The organism is Dactylosporangium sp. CA-139114 (assembly GCF_050955725.1).
Taxonomy (GTDB): Bacteria; Actinomycetota; Actinomycetes; order Mycobacteriales; family Micromonosporaceae; genus Dactylosporangium.
In genome coordinates this window covers 8,241,742-8,259,705 of the sequence record NZ_CP192080.1, presented here as the reverse complement: position 1 = coordinate 8,259,705, position 17,964 = coordinate 8,241,742, and the positions used below count along the sequence as shown (strand labels likewise).

At 72.9% G+C, this 17,964-nt stretch carries 15 protein-coding genes; 7 read left to right on the top strand and 8 right to left on the bottom strand.

Annotated elements, in window-relative coordinates; genetic code table 11:
• Positions 1-50 precede the first annotated feature (50 nt).
• From ACQP2P_RS36880 to ACQP2P_RS36870, 3 genes are read right to left on the bottom strand one after another with little or no spacing between them, the layout of a single operon-like run.
• Positions 51-668 (bottom strand): FMN-binding negative transcriptional regulator, encoded by a 618-nt coding sequence (locus tag ACQP2P_RS36880; RefSeq protein ID WP_433608933.1) that lies wholly within the window; start codon positions 666-668, stop codon positions 51-53.
• A gap of 26 nt (positions 669-694) precedes the next feature.
• A complete protein-coding gene (locus ACQP2P_RS36875; protein ID WP_433608931.1) occupies positions 695-2,107 on the bottom strand; it encodes an FAD-dependent oxidoreductase in 1,413 nt (470 codons plus the stop codon).
• Entirely contained in the window at positions 2,104-3,249 is a 1,146-nt protein-coding gene (locus ACQP2P_RS36870) for a polysaccharide pyruvyl transferase family protein (protein WP_433608929.1), read from the bottom strand. The genes ACQP2P_RS36875 and ACQP2P_RS36870 overlap by 4 nt, the downstream gene beginning before the upstream one ends.
• A 78-nt stretch (positions 3,250-3,327) precedes the next feature.
• Between ACQP2P_RS36870 and ACQP2P_RS36865 the strand changes: the two genes are divergently transcribed.
• Both ACQP2P_RS36865 and ACQP2P_RS36860 read left to right on the top strand, forming a co-directional pair.
• Positions 3,328-4,344 (top strand): potassium channel family protein, encoded by a 1,017-nt coding sequence (locus ACQP2P_RS36865; protein WP_433608927.1) that lies wholly within the window; start codon positions 3,328-3,330, stop codon positions 4,342-4,344.
• Positions 4,345-4,385: 41 nt separating this feature from the next.
• A complete protein-coding gene (locus tag ACQP2P_RS36860; protein WP_433608925.1) occupies positions 4,386-4,922 on the top strand; it encodes a hypothetical protein in 537 nt (178 codons plus the stop codon).
• Positions 4,923-5,084: 162 nt separating this feature from the next.
• On the opposite strand, the gene ACQP2P_RS36855 is transcribed toward ACQP2P_RS36860, so the two are convergent.
• Complete coding sequence (locus ACQP2P_RS36855; RefSeq protein WP_433608923.1) at positions 5,085-5,336, bottom strand: hypothetical protein; 252 nt, start codon at positions 5,334-5,336, stop codon at positions 5,085-5,087.
• A 732-nt stretch (positions 5,337-6,068) separates the two neighbouring features.
• Here ACQP2P_RS36855 and ACQP2P_RS36850 point away from each other — a divergent pair.
• From ACQP2P_RS36850 to ACQP2P_RS36840, 3 genes are all read left to right on the top strand, one after another.
• Entirely contained in the window at positions 6,069-6,617 is a 549-nt protein-coding gene (locus ACQP2P_RS36850; protein WP_433608921.1) for a sigma-70 family RNA polymerase sigma factor, read from the top strand.
• A gap of 488 nt (positions 6,618-7,105) precedes the next feature.
• Positions 7,106-8,572: a hypothetical protein gene (locus tag ACQP2P_RS36845; RefSeq protein ID WP_433608919.1), complete on the top strand. Its 1,467-nt coding sequence runs from the start codon at positions 7,106-7,108 to the stop codon at positions 8,570-8,572.
• Between the two features lie 88 nt (positions 8,573-8,660).
• The gene (locus tag ACQP2P_RS36840) at positions 8,661-11,552 is read left to right on the top strand and encodes an RICIN domain-containing protein (RefSeq protein ID WP_433608917.1); all 2,892 of its coding nucleotides are present in this window, start codon (positions 8,661-8,663) and stop codon (positions 11,550-11,552) included.
• On the opposite strand, the gene ACQP2P_RS36835 is transcribed toward ACQP2P_RS36840, so the two are convergent.
• Positions 11,549-12,505, bottom strand: a complete 957-nt coding sequence (locus ACQP2P_RS36835) for a pirin family protein (protein ID WP_433608915.1) — start codon at positions 12,503-12,505, stop codon at positions 11,549-11,551. The genes ACQP2P_RS36840 and ACQP2P_RS36835 overlap by 4 nt on opposite strands.
• 323 nt (positions 12,506-12,828) lie before the next feature.
• Here ACQP2P_RS36835 and ACQP2P_RS36830 point away from each other — a divergent pair, with 323 nt between their 5' ends.
• A complete protein-coding gene (locus tag ACQP2P_RS36830; protein WP_433078606.1) occupies positions 12,829-13,395 on the top strand; it encodes a hypothetical protein in 567 nt (188 codons plus the stop codon).
• Positions 13,396-13,495: 100 nt separating this feature from the next.
• Here ACQP2P_RS36830 and ACQP2P_RS36825 read toward each other — a convergent pair whose 3' ends face one another.
• Positions 13,496-14,521 (bottom strand): ROK family protein, encoded by a 1,026-nt coding sequence (locus ACQP2P_RS36825; RefSeq protein WP_433608913.1) that lies wholly within the window; start codon positions 14,519-14,521, stop codon positions 13,496-13,498.
• Positions 14,522-14,604: 83 nt separating this feature from the next.
• On the opposite strand from ACQP2P_RS36825, the gene ACQP2P_RS36820 reads away from it, so the two are divergent.
• Complete coding sequence (locus ACQP2P_RS36820; RefSeq protein ID WP_433608911.1) at positions 14,605-15,504, top strand: NADP-dependent oxidoreductase; 900 nt, start codon at positions 14,605-14,607, stop codon at positions 15,502-15,504.
• Between the two features lie 52 nt (positions 15,505-15,556).
• On the opposite strand, the gene ACQP2P_RS36815 is transcribed toward ACQP2P_RS36820, so the two are convergent.
• Positions 15,557-16,201 (bottom strand): LuxR C-terminal-related transcriptional regulator, encoded by a 645-nt coding sequence (locus tag ACQP2P_RS36815; protein WP_433608909.1) that lies wholly within the window; start codon positions 16,199-16,201, stop codon positions 15,557-15,559.
• Positions 16,165-17,946 (bottom strand): sensor histidine kinase, encoded by a 1,782-nt coding sequence (locus ACQP2P_RS36810; RefSeq protein WP_433608907.1) that lies wholly within the window; start codon positions 17,944-17,946, stop codon positions 16,165-16,167. The genes ACQP2P_RS36815 and ACQP2P_RS36810 overlap by 37 nt, the downstream gene beginning before the upstream one ends.
• Between the last annotated feature and the right edge of the window lie 18 nt (positions 17,947-17,964).

Genomic DNA, 17,964 nt, shown 5'->3' with positions numbered 1-17,964 from the left:
CTCGTTTCGGCCGACAACCCCGCCCTGGGTGCCGAAAACGGGCGGTTCGGTCAGGTCGTCGTCCGGCGCAGCAGGTGCTCGCGGGCCCCGGCGTCCATCGGCCCGTTGCGCGCGGCCAGGTGCGCGGCAAGTTCCTGGCGATGCTCGGGCGTGCGGTTGCCGCCGTACTTGAACTTGCCCGCCACCGCCGTGATCGTCAGCTCGATGCCCCGGATGCCGGGCAGGTTGCGGTCCGACGGCAGCACCGGCGCGCGCTCGGTCGCGGGCTGGAACTGCGCGAGCTGGCGGCGCAGCAGGGCCGCCTTCTCGGCGGGATCGTCGATGACGCGCACGTCGCACGAGAGCTGCACGGCCGCGTAGTACGACGTCGGCACCCCGTCCCGCGGATCGGTGCCCGGCCTCGCGTTCCAGTCCGACGGCACGTACACGTAGTCGCCGACGACCGCCAGCAGCGCCCGCGGATGCTCCCGCAGCGCCGCCCACACCGGATTGGGCCGCGCGAGGTGCAGCCAGACGCGCTCGCCGCCGTCGAACGAGAAGTGCGTCGGCACCACCACCGGCAGGTCGCGGCCCCGCCCGGGCGCGATGAGCTGCCCGAAGTCGTGCCCGCCCAGCCACTGCCGCCACTCGGAGCCGTCGATCGGCGCGTCCCACGGATGTACCAGCACGAGGACCAGCCTGCACCACGAACGGGTCAGGCGGGAAGGCTCGCCCCCTGGGCTCGCAGGACGCGCTGGACCTGGGCGGCCGGGATCTCCCGCGGGGGCTTGCCGATGTGGGCCGCCAGCGCCGCGCACACCCCGGCGGCCTGCCCGGTCGCCATCGAGATCGGCATGATGCGGTACGAGCTGTGCGCCACATGGTCGCCCGAGATGCAGCGGCCCGCCACGAGCAGGCCGTCGGTGTCGCGGGGGAGCAGGGAGCGCAGCGGGATGTCGTACGAGCGCCCCTGCGGCACGCGGCGCAGGATCGTGCCGGGGCCGTTCGGGTTGTGGATGTCCACCGGGTAGGCGCCGCGCGCGATCACGTCGTCGAACGAGCGCGCGCTCAGCACGTCCTCGCCGGTGAGCTGGTAGTCGCCGAGCACCCGGCGCGTCTCGCGAACGCCGACGTGCACGCCGCTCTGCAGGACGTACGACTCCTGGAACCCCGGCACCCGGTCGTGCAGGAACCGCGCGATCTGGGCCAGCTGCCGGTGCGTCTCCAGCTCGGCGCGGGTCAGGTCCCACACGCTGATGCCCAGGCCGCCGATCCGCGTCGAGTTGACGGAGACCTCGTCGGGGTGCGGGGTGGCGAAGAACAGCACGTCCTCGCGGTGCAGGTCGAGCTCGCCGGCCTCGCGCGCCTGGCGGATCAGGTCCCAGAGCCCGTGGACTCCCCGCCACTGGTCGGGATGCTCGTGGACGTAGTCGAGGAACGCCGCGCGGTCGAAGTTGCCGACGCGGAACATCAGCGTCATCGGCTGGGTCAGGCCGTCCTCGGGGCGGCCGATCTCGTAGGGGGCGCCGGACGCCGCGGCGAGGTCGCCGTCGCCCGTACAGTCGACGACCACATCGGCGTCGAGCACGACCGGGCCCGACTTCGTCTCGAACACGACCCGGGAACCGCCGTCGGGCAGCGCCATCATGTCCGAGGCGAAGGAGTGCAGCAGGAGCCGGACACCGCAGCCGGTCAGCATGTCGTAGGTGACGAGCTTGAACAGCTCCGGATCGAAGGGCACGGTGTAGCCGGTGCTCGGGTCCGGTGGGATGGCGCCGCGGGCCCGGACCAGGCGATCGAGCAGCGTCCACAGGACCCCCGCCACGACCGGCTCACCCTCGCCGTGGTCGGTCGGCAGCAGCCGGTTGTCGTCGCCGCCCACGGCCTGCTTCATCTCGTTGTGGAAGCTCATGAGGGGCATGACCAGCGCGGCCGTCGCGTTGCCGCCGAGGAACCCGTAGCGCTCCACGAGCACGACGTCGGCCCCGGCCGCGGCCGCGCCCGTCGCCGCCCCGATCCCGGCCGGCCCGCCGCCCACGACCAGCACCTCCGTGCGGCCGCCGTGCGTCGCCGAGCGCGGCGGGAGCTGCACCTTGGGCAGCCCGCGCGGCCGTTCGAGCGCGGTCACGCGCTCACCGCCTCCCGTCCGGCGACGGGCACCAGGCGGTCCAGCTGCGCACCCAGCCGCCGGCCGGTCTCCGTCGCGCGCTGGCGCAGCCCGGCGACCCGCGCCGAGACCTCGTCCTGCCGCTGCGGCCGCTCGTCCCACAGCCGGTCGACCTGGGCGATGAGCGGGCCGGCCGCCTCCCGCACGACCCCCCGGGGAACGGGCGCGCCGATGCGTTGCGCGAAGTCGAAGACCTTGCCGGCGTACGGCAGGGCCAGCAGCGGCACACCGGCCAGCGCCGCGAAGATGAGGAAGTGCAGTCGCATGCCGACCGCGAGGTCCAGATGACGCATCAGGTCGAGGATCTGGCCGGGCCGATATTGCCCGTTGAGCACGCGGCAGTGCTCGGCGGCGGTCATGCGCGACAGTACGGCGTGCGAGTGCCGGATGTCCGAGCGCTCCATAGGCACGAAGAGTAGTGCCGCGTCGAGCCGGTGCACGATGAAGTCTCCGACATGGGCGAGGAGCTGGTGGTACTCGTCCGCGTCGAGGTGCTGCGCCGCCCGGCCCGGCTCGCGCACGCTCATGCCGACCACGCGCCGCCCCGGCGGGAGCGTGCCGTCCAGCGTGGCGGCGTCGAACTCCTCCGGCTGCAGCAGCAGGGCCGGGTCCGCGGTCACGGTGACCGGCGCGGTCACGCCCGCCTCCTCCAGCGCGACCTTCGACTCCTCGTCACGCACCGTGAGCTCCGTCGCCGCGCCGAGCACCTCACGCGCCATGGTGCAGTCGAGGTCCTCGGTGAGCGGGCCGGCGCCGATGGCGTAGGTGAACACGGGCACCCGCCGCTCCTGGGCGGTGCGCACGACCCGCAGGTAGCGGCGGGCCTCGGTGTCGTACAGGATGCCGCCCCCGCCCAGGACGAGCAGGTCGAGGCGGGCCAGGGCCTCGGCGGTCCGGTCGCGCCCGACGCCCTCCCACGGGGCGACGGCGATGCCCGGGTGCTCGGCGGCGGTGTGGTCCGGGTCCCGCGAGAACACGAGGACCCTCGCGTCCGGGCGCCGGGCCCGCAGGTCGGACAGCAGGCTGGCCAGAATCGCCTCGTCGCCGAGGTTGTACCCGCCGTAGGAGCCCAGAACGCCCACCCGTGGACCGTGCTCGCCCATGATCGCGCCTCCCGTCGCCGGAGCCGGCCCGACTACCCACGAGCGGAACTGTCACACCCGACCCTTATGGTGGATTTCGTGATCCACCTTCCAGCCGTACGTCGCGGCCCGTTGCGAGCGATCAGTGCCCGTCTCGGCCTCGCCGTCGGCCTGGTCTGCGCGATCGTCCTGGTCATCTTCATCGACCGTGATGGATACCGGGACGTCAACGGCGACGGCCTGTCGCTGCTGGACTGCTTCTACTACGCCGTCGTGACGCTCTCGACGACGGGCTACGGCGACATCACACCGGTGTCCGAGTCCGCCCGGCTCGTCAACATCCTCGTCATCACGCCGGCCCGCGTGCTGTTCCTGATCATTCTGGTCGGCACCACCCTCGAAGTCCTGACCGACCAGTACCGCACCAACCTCAGGTTGCAGCGGTGGAGGAAGCGCGTGAAGAACCACGTCATCGTGTGCGGCTACGGCACCAAGGGCCGGGCCGCCGTCAGCACCCTGCTGGAGAACGGCTTCGACAAGACCAGCGTGGTGGTCGTCGAGAGCGACCGCGGCGCGCTGCGGCAGGCCACGGCCGACGGGCTCGTCGCGATCGAGGGCTCGGCCACCCGCTCCGGCATCCTCGTCGAGGCGCGCGTGCAGGAGGCCAAGGCGGTCATCATCGCGACCGACAGCGACGACGCGTCGGTGCTGGTCACGCTCACCGTCCGCCAGCTCACCGCGGGCAAGGTGTCGATCATCGCCGCGGCCCGCGAGGCCGAGAACGCCCCGCTGCTGCGCCAGTCCGGCGCCCACCACGTCATCGTCTCCTCCGCGACCGCCGGCCGGCTGCTGGGCCTGTCCACGACCGCGCCGCCGCTCATCGAGGTCGTCGAGGACCTGCTCACGCCCGGGCAGGGGATGGCCCTCGCGATGCGCTCGGCCCGGCGCGACGAGGTCGGCTCCTCGCCCCGCGAGGTCACGGAGCTGGTGATCGCGCTGTTCCGCCGGGGCAAGGTGCTGTCGCTGGCCGATCCCGAGGGCACGGCGATCCAGACCGGAGACATGATCGTCTACGTCCGCGACGACCGCCCGGAGTCGATTCCCGCCATGCCGTAGCCGCCCGTCCGCGCTCCGGACCTTGCCGTAGGGTTCGTCGGGTGGCGGCGCGCATCGGGACGTTCCTCGCGGCCGTCGTGCTCCTGCTGCTGGTGGCGACGCCGGCCCGGGCCCACGGCGGCGCCTCGGTGACGATCCACGCCGACGGCCTCGGCTCCGTGTGGATCACCGCCCAGTGGCAGGACGGCCACCCGATCAACGAGCCGACGACCGTGACGCTGACGGCCTCGGACGGCGCTTCGGCCTCGGTGGCGCCGTCGGTACTGCGCCAGACCGGCGACGAGCGCGGCACCCAGACGTACGGCGGCACGCTGACCCCCGGCTCCTGGCGCGTGGCGATCGACCTCGGCGCTCCCGTGAACGGCCACTGCCAGGCGGTCATCCCCGTAGCCGCGGCAACGGCCTCGGCCACGCCGACGGAGGTCGCGTGCCTGATCCCGGCGACGGGCTCGTCCACGGCGGCGGCTCCCTCGCGGGGCGGCGGCGGGAGCTTGGCGCCGCTGTGGTTCACGCTGGCCGGCTTGGTCGCGGCGGCCGCGGCGACGACACTCTTCGTGCGGCGCCGGCAGCGCCCCTGAGGCCGCGCGTCTGCTCTCGGCTCCCTTGCCCGCGTCCGTCCCCGGCTGCGACGGCCGTGCCGCTCGTGGCCGGCGCGGCGGCGACGGTCCTTGTGCCGGGTCCTTCCTTGGTTCGCTTGGCCGTGCTGCTGTTCGCCTCCCTGCCTTTCTCGCGGCGCGTGTTCACTGCCCGGATTTTTTGTCGTACCCCTGTTCTAAATTGTCGGCATGGGGCACGCGCTGACCGCAGAGGACCCGTTGGAATGGCGCGACCGGCTGCAGACGATGCTGGCCGAGCACCGGCTCCGCCGCGCCCGTCGCGCCGCGATCCGGACCTCCTTCGCCGAGGCGAGGCGGCGGGGGCTCGAGGAGCGGCACGCCGAGCGCCTGGCTCGGATTGACCGTGAGGCGCGCACCGCCGAACTGGAGGCGCACTGGGCCCAACGGGACGCTCGGGCCGCCCGCCGACCACGCACCGCCTGGGCCCCGCCACCGCCGCGCCCGACACTCAATTCGCCCGCGCCCGCGCCCGCGCCCGTGCCCGCGCCCGCGCCCGTGACGGCGGCGGCGCCTGCGCCCGCGCCCGTGACGGTGCCCGTGCCCGCGGCGGCGCCTACGCCCGTGACGGCGGCGGCGCCCGCGCCCGTGCCCGTGCCCGTGCCCGTGACGGTGCCCGCGGCGGCGCCTGCGCCCGCGCCCGTGACGGTGCCCGTGCCCGTGCCCGCGGCGGCGCCTACGCCCGTGACGGCGGCGGCGCCCGCGCCCGTGACGGTGCCCGCGCCCGTGCCCGTGCCCGTGACGGTGCCCGCGGCGGCGCCTGCGCCCGTGACGTCGGCGGCGCCTGAGCCGGTCGCACTCGATTCCCAGTTGCCCGCGACCCCGGCGCCCGACGCCGCCCAGGCTCAATCCGCTGCCCCGGCTCTATTGTCTTCGTCGGCCTTCTTACCTCGCTCGGACGGCGCACGGGCCGGTCGATCGCGACCCTCGCCCTGTTCCGCTTCTCTACCAGCGAGCCGTTCCCGGACCGGCGTCGATCTCCGAGAGCGGGGCCCACCCGAGTGGCCGTGGTGTTTTCGCCGGCCGGTGCTCGATCTCGGCTCGGTGGGCTCGGCAACACCCTGGTGAGGCGGAGGGGGGACTGCCAGAGTGGGGCGCTAGGCTCGCTGCGTGACTGCTGAGGCCAACGGCGAGGTGGACCCGGCGACCGAGGCGCTCCTGGCCGCGCGGTCGGGCGACGAGCGGGCCGCGGCCGTCTTCGTGCGGGCCACGCAGGCGGAGGTCTGGCGGTTCGTCGCGGCGCTGGTGGGCGTGGCGCAGGCCGACGACGTGACCCAGGACACCTACCTGCGGGCCTTCCGGGCGCTGCCGGAGTTCGCGGGCCGCTCCTCGGCGCGCACGTGGGTGCTCTCCATCGCCCGGCGGGCGTGCGCCGACCAGGTGCGGGCGGCCGTTCGCGCGCGGCGCCTCGAGGCCCGGGTCGTGGCCGAGCCGGCGTCGCTGGCCGAGACCGACCACGCGGGCCTGCACGCCACGAACTCGCTGGTCGCGGCCCTGCCTGCGGAGCGCCGGGTCGCGTTCGTGCTGACGCAGGTGCTCGGCTTGTCATACGCGGAGGCCGCCGAGATCGAGGACGTCCCGGTCGGGACCATCCGCTCTCGGGTCGCCCGGGCTCGCGCCGACCTGGTCAACGCCATCGCGGCCGCCCGAGCCGGATGACCGACGCCCACCGAGATCACCTACACGCGCCGCGAACCGGGGTGCCCGCGCCGCGAACCGGGGTGCCCGCGCTGCGATCCGGGGTGCCCGCGCTGCGATCCGACGTGCCCGCGCTGCGAACCAGGGCGCCCGCGTCGCGATCCGGGGCGCCCGCGCTGCGATCCGACGTGCCCGCGCTGCGAACCAGGGCGCCCGCGTCGCGATCCGGGGTGCCCGCGCTGCGATCCGGGGTGCCCGCGCTGCGATCCGGGGTGCCCGCGCTGCGATGCGAAGTGCCCGCGTCGAGCTGGATGGCCGACGACCGCCGAGGCGACCTGCGGGTGCCGCGAACTGAGGTGCCCGCGCCGCGTTGGATGGCCGATGCCCGCCGAGGCGACCTGCGTATGCCGCGATCCGAGTTGTCTGCGCCGGGCCGGATGGCGAACGTCCGCCGAGGCGACCTGCGCGCATCGCGAACTGAGGCGCTTGCGCCGCAAAACGAGTCGCCTGTGCTGAGCTGGATGGCGAACGTCCGCCGAGGCGACCTGCGCGCATCGCGAACTGAGGCGCTGGCGCCGCAAAACGAGTCGCCTGCGCTGAGCTGGATGGCCGACGACCGCCGAGGCGACCTGCGTGCGCCGCGACCGGAGGTGCCCGCGCGGAGCGGGGCGACTGACGTCCGCATAGATGACCTGCGTGCGCCGCGATCCGAAGTGCCCGCGCTGGGCGGGATGGCCGGCAACCGCCGAGACGACCTGTGTGAGGGCGATGACTGTGGGAAAGAGGTGCGGGCGATGAGGCGGGGCGCGGCGGCCGTTCGTGGCGGTCTGCACCTCAGCGCCGTCGTCTGGCGGCTTGTTGCTGCGGTCTGCGCCGGGATCGTCGGCGTTGTGCTCTACAGCGGGCCGGCCGCCGCGCACGGGGCCGATGCGCCCGTCGCCGTCGGCTACGTCGTGCGCGTCGCGTCCGTCTCCGTTGCCGGGGTTCAGGTTCGCGCGGTTGAAGGTGGGGCTCGGCTCGAACTCGTGAACCGGTCGGGACGGGAAGTCGTCGTGCTCGGGCTGCAAGGCGAGCCGTTCCTGCGCGTCAGTGGTCGCGGCGTGGAGGAGAACCGGCAGTCGCCCACCTGGTTCGCCAGCCGGTCGATCAGTGGGAGCGCCGCCGGGGGGAGCGCGACCGCCGCGCCGGAGTGGCATCTCGTGGCGAACCAGCCGCGGGTACGGTGGCATGACGAGCGGGCGCGGGAGTTGCCGGCTCGCGCGTGGAGTGTGCCGCTGCTGGTCGACGGGCGGGAGCCGGGGATCGTGCGCGGCAGCGTCGCGGCGGTTCCGGCGCCGCGGACCGGGTGGTGGTGGGCCGGGGGCGTGCTCGGGGCCGTGGTCGTCGGGCTGTTGTGGCGGCTGCGGACCCTCCTGGCCGTCGCCGCTGTCGGGGGCGGGGTCGTCGCCTCCGTCTGGATCGTGCAGTCCGCCGTGCTCGCCGCCTCGCCGGCCGATGGGGTCGGGGCGCAGGTGCTGGCCCGGCTGTGGCCGCTCGTGGCGGCCGTCGGCGTGGTGGCGGCCGGGGTGCTGTCGCTGTTCAAACGTGTGGACATCGTGGTGGCGATCGCCGGGGCGTGTCTGGCCGTCATGGTGGGCGTGGGCGACTCGGCGGTGTTCCGGTATGGGACGCTCGCCGGGCCGACGTGGGGCAGATGGGGCGTCGTCGTGGCGCTGGCGGTGGGCGCGGGGCTCGCGGTCGCCGGTGGACTGCGGTGGTATCAGGCAGCCGGCGAAGATAGCGATCAAGAACCGAGCGATCAAGAACCGAGCGATCAAGAACCGCGCGACGCAGCACGGCGCGACGCAGCACGGCGCGGCCCAGAACGGCGCGATGCAGAACAGCGCGACGCAGAACAGGGTGGGCCAGAAGCCGAAGGCGAACGAGAGCGTGACCGGGCGCCGTCGGAGAGTGCACAACCATCACTGGAGAAGTAAACAAAAGCGAACGAGTTCTTTCATGAACGACCGTTTCTCTGCATAATCGGGCATCGATGTTCCCCGCCAGGAGCAAAGGAGTCCGATCGTGGACCGTAGGACCTTCGTCGCGCGAGGGGCCGTCGTCACCGGCGGCGCGATCGCGCTCAGCACCGCCGTCGCCGGGGTCGCGAACGCCGCCGTGCGCACCAGCAAGACCGTCGTGGCCGGGGCGCGCACCGGGCAGTACTCGCCGAACCTCGCCCCGCTCAAGGCCACCCCGTTCCTGAAGCTGCCGCCGGGGGCCGTGCAGCCGCGCGGGTGGATTCGCAACCAGCTCAACATCGAGGCCGACGGCCTGTGCGGGCGGATGACCGAGGTCTCCGACTACCTGGTGTACGCCAACTGCGGCTGGGTCGACAAGACCAAGGGTGCCTGGGAGGAACTGCCGTACTGGCTGCGCGGCTTCGGCGACCTCGGGTACGTCACCGGCAACACGCGCATCCTGGCCCTTGCCCGCCAGTGGATCGACGGCATCATCGCCAACCAGGCCTCCGACGGCTTCTTCGGGCCCAACAGCCTGCGCACGAGCCTCGAGGGCGGCCCGGACTTCTGGCCGCACATGCCGCTGCTGGACGCGCTGCGCTCGTTCGCGGAGTACAGCGGCGACACCCGCGTGGTGCCGTTCATGCGCAAGTACTTCCAGTTCCAGAACGCCCAGCCGGCCGCCGTGTTCAACCGCAGCTGGGCCGCCCTGCGCTGGGGCGACAACATCGACAGCATCTACTGGCTCTACAACCGCATCGGCGAGAGCTGGCTGCTCGACCTCGTGCGCAAGATCCACGCGGGCTCGGCCGACTACACCAACGGCATCCCGAACTGGCACAACGTCAACCTGGCGCAGGGCTTCCGGGAGCCGGCGCAGTACGGGCTGCTCGACACCGACCCGAAGTTCCAGCAGGCCACGTACAACGACTACAACACGGTGATGGGGCTCTACGGCAACTTCCCCGGCGGCGGCTTCGCCGGCGACGAGAACTGCCGCACCGGCTACACCGACCCCCGCCAGGGCTTCGAGACCTGCGGCATCGTCGAGTTCATGCACAGCCACCAGATGCTCGCCCGGATGACCGGCGACTCCGTGTGGCTGGACCGCTGCGAGGACCTCGCGTTCAACTCGCTGCCGGCCGCGCTCGACCCCGCCCAGAAGGGCGTCCACTACATCAGCTGCGCGAACAGCATCGCGCTCACGGACCGCACGCTGACGCAGGGGCAGTTCCAGAACGGCTTCCCGATGCTGGCGTACATGCTCGGCATCCACAACTACCGCTGCTGCCCGCACAACTACGGCATGGGCTGGCCGTACTACGCCCAGGAGCTGTGGTTCGGCACGTGGGACAACGGCCTGTGCGCCGCGATGTACGGCGCCTCGCAGGTGACCGCCAAGGTCGGCGCGAACGGGACCACCGTCACGATCACCGAGGACACCGACTACCCGTTCAGCGACACGATCACGTTCACGCTGGGCACGCCCGGGGCCGTGAGCTTCCCGCTGTACCTGCGGATTCCGGGCTGGTCCACGGGTGCCCAGGTCCGGGTCAACGGCACCCTGGTCACCGGCGCGCTGCAGCCGGGCTCGTTCGTCATCCTCGACCAGACCTTCAACAACGGCGACAAGGTCACCGTCACGCTGCCGATGCGCACGACGGTGCGGACCTGGGCGAAGAACGGCAACGCGATCAGTGTCGACAACGGCCCGCTGACCTTCTCGCTGTCGATCCCGGAGCGCTGGTCGCGCATCGGCGGCACGGACGCGTGGCCGACCAGCGAGGTCTACACGGACGCCGCCTGGAACTACGGGCTCCTGCTGGACCCGAACAACCCCGCGGTCACCGTCACCCGCAAGCCCGGCCCGCTGGCCGCGAACCCGTTCACCCGCGACGGCGCCCCGATCTCGCTGACCACCACCGGGCGCAAGATCCCCAACTGGCAGGCCGACGCCGAGGGGATCATCCGCACGCTGCAGCAGAGCCCGGCCCGCTCGACCCAGCCCAACGAGACCGTGACCCTGCTGCCGATGGGCGCACAGCGCGTGCGCATCACGGCGTTCCCGCGCATCAGCGACGGCGCGGAGGCGATCGAGTGGTCGATCCCGGCGACGGCCTCGGCGTCGTGGTGCTGGGGCGGCGACAGCGTCGGTGCGATCAACGACGGCAAGGTCCCCAGCAGCTCCGGCGACCAGTCCATCCCGCGGCTGACCTGGTGGGACCACCTCGGCACGAGCGAGTGGGCGCAGCTGTCCTACGCGACGCCGATCAACACCGGCGCGGTCTCCGTGTACTGGTTCGACGACACCGGCGCCGGGCAGTGCCGCGTGCCGCAGTCGTGGCAGGTGCAGTACCTCAACGCCTCCGGCCAGTGGACGGCGGTGAGCGGGGCCTCGGCGTACGGTACCGCGCTGAACACCTTCAACCGGGTCACCTTCAACTCGGTCACCACGTCGGCCCTGCGCGTGGTCGTCCAACTCAAGGCCGGCTTCTCGGGCGGCATGCTGGAAATGCGCGTCGAGGGCACCACGGCACCCATTGCCTGGAAGCGCATCCAGAACAAGAACAGCCTCAAGGTGCTGGGTGTCGCGGGTATGTCGACGGCGAACAGCGCCAATGTCGTGCAGTTCGACGACAACGGGACGGCGGACCACAACTGGCGCCTGATCGACGCGGGCTCAGGGTGGTACAAAATCCAGAACCAGAACAGCGGGAAGCTCCTGGCCGTGCAGAACATGTCGACGGCCGACGGTGCGCCGGTCCAGCAGTACGAGGACAACGGCAGCGCGGACCACCTGTGGCGGCTCGTGGACAACGGCGACGGCTGGGTGCGCATCCAGGTCCAGCACAGCCTGAAGGTGCTCGGCGTCTCCGGCATGTCGACGGCGAACAGCGCCCAGGTGGTGCAGTTCACCGACAACGGCACCGCCGACCATCTGTGGAAACTGCTTTAGCTTCGGTACCGTGGCCGCGGCATCAACCGCGTCGTGGGCAACCCGGGGGCGGGGAGCGGTTCCTCGCCCCCGGGCACGACGCCGAAGCGGTCCGCGCCGCGCGTCCAGTCCTCGCGGGCCTCGACGATCTCCTCGTGCGAGCGCCCCACAAAGTTCCACCACATCACGAGCTCCTCCTCGAACGGCACCCCGCCGAGCAGGAACAGCCGCGCGCCGTCCTCGGCCTCGAACCGGAGGCGGTCGCGGCGGGCCCCGAGGTAGAGCAGTGAGCCGGGCGCCACCTGCACCCCCTCGACCCGGGCGACCCCCTCGGTGACGACGACCGCGTGCTCGAAGTCGGCCCGCACCGCGATCTCGGCGCCCCCGGCCAGCCGGACGTCGGCCCCGAGCAGCTCGGTGTGCACCTCGGCGGGCGACCGCGCGCCCTCGAGCTCCCCGACCGCGACGATGATCCGGGTGCCGCCGTCGGCGAGCTCGGGCAGGTCCGCGATGTGCTGGAACGCCGGGGCGCGGTGCCGCGCGCCCTCCGGCAGGGCGACCCACAGCTGCAGGCCGTGCAGGATCGGCGGCCGGGCGGCCGGCGAGTTCTCGGAGTGCGCGATGCCGCGCCCGGACGTCATGATGTTGAGCTGCCCCGGGACGATGACCTGGTCGGAGCCGAGGCTGTCGCGGTGGCGCACCTCGCCGCTCATCAGCCAGCTCACGGTCTGCAGCCCGATGTGCGGATGCGGCGGCACCCGCATGCCCGGCGTCCCGGTGACGTCCTCGGGCCCGAAGTGGTCGAGGAAGCACCACGCCCCGACGGTCCGCCGCGACTTGTTCGGCAGGCTGCGGCGCACGACGGTGTACCGCCCGAGCGGCACGTCGCGCCCCTCGAGCAGCTCGGCACACGGCGCGGCATCGGTGTCGACCGGCAGCTCGACCTCGGCCGGCTGCCCCTCCAGGTTGCTCACGGTTCCGATTGTGGTCCAGGTGCCGCGGGGAGCGAAAAGTCGGGCGCTCCCGCACCGCGAGGAGCGAAAAGCTTGGGCCTGCGCGGGGAGCGAAAAGCTCGGGCGCTCCCGCACGGCGAGGAGCGAAAAGCTTGGGCCCGCGTGGGGAGCGAAAAGTCCGGGCGCTCCCGCACGGCGAGGAGCGAAAAGCTTGGGCCCGCGTGGGGAGCGAAAAGTCGGGCGCTCCGCGCCGCGACTTTTCGGACTTATGCCCCGTCAGGCGATATGTCGTTTATCGGGGAAAAACCGCCAATGGGCGGCATCGAGCCGGTACGTTGGCGAACGTGGGGCTACTCGTCGCCGCGATCCTCGCCGTGCTCGTCGCCGGGGGCGCCGTCTACCTCGGCTGGGCCGCGCTGCAGGCCGCCCGCCGGGCCGCGGCCGCCGTCGTCGAGCTGACCGCGCTGTACCGCCTCGCCGACGACCGCCGCGACGCCGAGCGCGTGTGCGCGTGGGCGGTCAGCGAGCGCGAGACGTTCGAGAAGATCATCACGCGCGGCGTGGTCGGCGCGGCGGTGCGCAATGCCGGGCAGGCACCGGTGTACGACGTCGAGATCGTCTTCCACGACCCGCCCGCCGCGTGGACGGCGATCCGGCGGGTGCGGATCGTGCCGCCGGGGGAGCAGCCCGAGGTGTACGCCGGGTTCGACCAGGAGCAGACCGACGGGCCCGTCGACCGGGACCGCATCAACGACGACGGCACCATCCGGCTCGCGCCCTCGGCCGACATGCACGTGGAGCTGCGCTTCACCGACGCGAGCGGCCGCCGCTGGCAGCGCGACGACAAGGGCGTGCTCAACCTGACGGCCGAGGACGTCCCCCGGGCCCCGGTCCCGGTCGAGACCGCCTGATCTGGCGAAAACCGGCAAAGCTCAGATAAGCGGCGGCGGGCGAAAAATGCGGATATGTCGTGGCGCGAAGCGCCTGACATATCAAGTCAAGCGCACACGGTCAGGCGACGACCGTTCCCGCCGCGGCGATCGCCGCGCCCCGAGCCCCCGCCATGTCGCGCTCCGGCACCAGCGAGAACTCGGCCACCGCGGCCTGCTCCTCGCGCAGCAGCGTGTGCTCGCGCACCCGGGCCAGGAACCAGTCGCGGAAGTGGGGTGCCGCCTCCACCACGCCGCCGCCGACGAAGTAGCAGTCGGGGTCGGTGAAGTTCGCGGCGATCGTGAACAGCCGGCCGAGCCCCATCGCCTGCTGCTCGAAGATACGCAGGGCCAGCGCGTCGCCCTGCTCGGCGTAGGAGCGGACCTGCTTCGCGGCGGACTTGAGGGAGTCGGCGCCGTGCAGCGGGTGGTCGGGGAAGCGGGTGAGCCAGTACGGCAGCAGGTTGCGCACGATCCCGGTGAGCGACGAGACGCTCTCCACGTCGCCGAGGAAGCCGCACCCGCAGGACGGCAGCGGCTGGCCCTCCTCGAGCAGCCCGTGCATCGGGATGTGCACGTGCCCGAGCTCCCCGGCCATGCCGGCCGCGCCCCGGATGACCTTGCCCTGCTCGATGACGCCGCCGCCGAGGCCGGTGCCGACGATCGCCGAGACCGACGACTTGGTGTCGGCGGCCGGCCCGAAGTACACGTGATGCGCGTAGAGGGCGGCCGCGTTGCCGTCGTTGTTGTAGACGACGGGCAGGCCGAGCCGGCGCTCGAGCGCGCCGCGGAAGTCGTAGCCCCACCAGGCCGGCTGGGAGAAGTTCGTCGCGCCCTTGGACGAGATGACCCCGTCGGCGCTGGCCGGGCCGGGCGTGTCCAGGCCGACGGCGACCACGCGGGAGCGGTCGACCTTGGTCACCGCGAGGATGTTGTCGAACGCCGCGGCCAGCGACTCCACGGCCGCCTCGGGGCCGTCGAGCACCCGGCTCGGCACCTCGACGAGCCCGTCCACCAGGAACGAGCCCTCGTGGTCGAGCACCGTGGCGTTGTTCGCGGTGCCGCCGTTGTCGAGCCCGACAACGACCCAGTCCTTGGCGTTCACCATCGTCGACTCCCTGAGAACTTCGGCGTGGCCAGCACGGTACCCCATTGACCTCAAGCGCGCTTCAGGTCGCACAGTCGTTGCTCATGAGAGCCGCTGCCTTCGCCGAACCCGGTCCGCCCGACGTCCTTCGCCTCCACGACCTGCCCGAGCCGCAGGCCGGACCCGGTGAGGTCCGGGTCCGCGTGCGCTTCGCGGGCGTCCAGCCGTTCGACGCGGGGCTGCGCCGCGGGTGGGTCCCGCCCTACGCGCCCGTCACGCTCCCGCAGATCCCCGGCAACGAGTTCTCCGGCGTCGTCGACCAGGGCACGGACGCGGTGCCGGTGGGCTCGGAGGTGCTCGGGTTCAGCGTGTTCAACGCGTACGCCGAGTGGATCGTGGTGCCCGAGGACCAGGTCACCCCCAAGCCGGCGAGCGTGCCGTGGGAGGTCGCGGGCGGCTTCACGGCCGGCTGGCAGACGGCCCGCCTGGCGCTCTCGGCGATCGGGGCCGGGCCGGGCGACACCGTGCTCGTCAACGCGGCGGCGGGCGCGACCGGCACGGCCGGCGTGCAGCTCGCCCGGATCATGGGCGCCACGGTCATCGGCACGGCGAGCGAGGCCAACCAGGACTATGTGCGCTCGTTGGGCGCGATTGCGGTGGTGTACGGCCCCGGCCTGCCGGACCGGGTCCGCGCCCTCGCGCCGCAGGGCGTGACGGCGGCCGTCGACGGGGCCGGGGGAGAGGCCCTGGAGACGTCCCTGGCGCTCGTCCCCGACCGCAAGCGGATCATCACCCTGGTCGCGCACGACCGCATCGAGGAGCTGGGGCTGGGCAGCATCCAGGGCCGGCGCAGCCGGGAGGCGCTGGCCGAGCTGATCGACCTGTACGCCGCCGGCCGCACCCAGTGGCACGTGCGCCGCGTCTACCCGCTCGCCGAGGCCGCCGACGCGCACCGCGAGATCGAGACCGGTCACGGTCGCGGCAAGATCGTCCTGAGTATCTGAATCGTGATATGTCAGAAAAATCCTGAGCCGACAGGCATCGGGATTTTCGCGGCTACGAAGAACCGTGCAGGTGCGCGAGCACGGCCAGCACGCGGCGGTTGTCGTCGTCCGAGACCGGTAGGTTCAGCTTGCCGAAGATGCTCGCGATGTGCTTGTTCACCGCGCTCTCCGACAGGAACAGCTGCTTGGCGATCGCCGCGTTCGAGCGGCCCTCCGCCATCAGCGTCAGCACCTCGCGCTCGCGCGGCGTCAGGGTGCCCGTCCGCGGCGACGGCCGGGCCACCAGCTTCGCGATCACCGACGGGTCCATGACGGTGCCGCCGCCGGCCACCCGCCGTACCGCGTCGATGAACTGGTCCGCGTTGAACACACGGTCCTTGAGCAGGTAGCCCACCGCGCCGGTGCCGTCGGCCAGCAGCTCCCGGGCGTAGAGCTGCTCGACGTGCTGCGAGAGCACCAGCACGGGCAGGCCCGGCACCTCGCGGCGGGCGGCCAGGGCGGCCTGCAGGCCCTCGTCGGTGAAGCTCGGCGGCAGCCGCACGTCCACGACGGCGACGTCGGGCCGGTGCTCCAGCAGGGCGGCGAGCAGGTCCGGGCCGGTGTCGACGGCCGCCACGATCTCGAAGCCGTGGCTGCGCAGCAGCAGGACCAGGCCGTCCCTCAGGAGGTAGAGGTCTTCGGCGAGGACAACGCGCACGGCAGCTCCAGCGAGGCGACGGTCGGCCCGCCCGCGGGGCTGTGCAGGGCGAGCGTCCCGTCGAAGGTACCCAACCGCCGCTCGATCCCCCGCAGCCCGGTGCCGCGCGACGGGTCCGCGCCGCCGTGGCCGTCGTCGGTCACGGTGATGCGCAGCAGGCCGTCGGCGGAGGCGATGTGCACCAAGATGTGCGCGGCGCGGCCGTGGCGGACCGCGTTGGCGAGCAGCTCGCTGACCGCGAAATACGCCGCGGACTCGACCGGGGCCGCCGGGCGCCCATCGAGGCGGCCGGTGACGGTGACGTCGGCCGCGGTGTCCAGGGCGAGAGCGCGCACGGCGTCGGGCAGGCCGCGCTCGGAGAGCACCGGCGGGTGGATGCCGCGGACGAGGGCGCGCAGCTCGCTCAGCGCCGTCTGCGAGGTCTCCCGGGCCTGGGCGACGAGCTTGCGGGCCGCGTCCGGGTCGGTGTCCATGAGCCGCTCGATCGCGCCCAGGGTGAGCCCGACGGAGATGAGCCGCGCCTGAGCGCCGTCGTGCAGGTCGCGCTCGATGCGGCGCACCTCGGCGGCCTGCGCGTCGACGGCGTCGGCCCGGGTCTGGGTGAGCCGCTCGACCCGCCGCCGCAGCTGCTCCTTCGCGGTCGGGCGCAGCAGGACGGCGCTCCAGCGCGAGGCGAGCCCGACCGCGGTGCCGGCCAGCGCGAAGGAGACGGCGACGAGCGCGATGCCGGCGAGGAGGCCGGCGGTGCGGTTGCCGTCCAGGGCGCCGTACCACCGGCTCGACTGCGCCCCGAACCACTGCGTCCACACCCAGGGCAGGGCCAGCCACCAGGCGCCGTAGATCCCGGCCGCGACCGGGACGCCGGCCACGACCCCGACCACGAGCGCGTCGGCGACGAGCCACAGCAGGTCCCGCCATGAGGCGGCGTCGTGCCAGATCCACTGCCAGCGGGCGTTGAACTCGGCCATGCCCGCGGTCTTGTAGAGGCTGCGGTCCACCCGGTACAGGCCGTCCGGGCGCAGCTCCGGGCGCTTGCGGGCGGTGTAGGGCGGCTCGATGGTGACACCGGCCCAGGCCGCCCACTCCCGGCGCAGGCTCGCCAGCCAGCGGAAGTGGGTCAGGCCGAGCGGGATCAGGAACACCAGGCCGAGCCCGAAGCCGAGCGCGAAGCACAGCACCGTGACCGCGAACAGGACCACCTGCACCACGGCGCTCAGCGCGAGCAGGCCGCAGCGGGCCCACGCCAGTAGGACGCGCTCGGAGCGCTTCGGCTCGCTGCGCCGGGGGCCGGCGACCGGGCGCAGCCGGGCCTCGCTCCACCGCGCGACCAGGTCCACGGCCCGCGGCGCGACCGGCAGGCCCAGCGGGACCACCAGCACCACGACGAGCGGGAACCACAGCATCCAGGTCAGGTCGCGGGCGAGCGCGGGGTCCTTGGCGAACCAGTCGACCCGCCGCAGGTACGCGGGTACGCGGGGCGAGCGGTAGAGCTGGTTGTCGTGGCGGTACAGCCCCTCCTCGTCCGGCCGCGGCGGCTCGGGCTCGGGCTGGTACGGCACCGGGATCTCGCGGCCGAGCCAGTCGCCGAACAGTGCCCGCCAGCGGTTGGTCAGCCGGCGCACGGCGATCCCGGGGGCGACCACGACCACGCCGCTCGGCAGGACCGTCAGCACGAACTGGGCGAGCGTGAGCACGGTCATCCCGAGCAGCTGCGCGCTGCGGACGAGCGCCCTGGAGTACGTCATGCCATCGAGCCTCGCCTT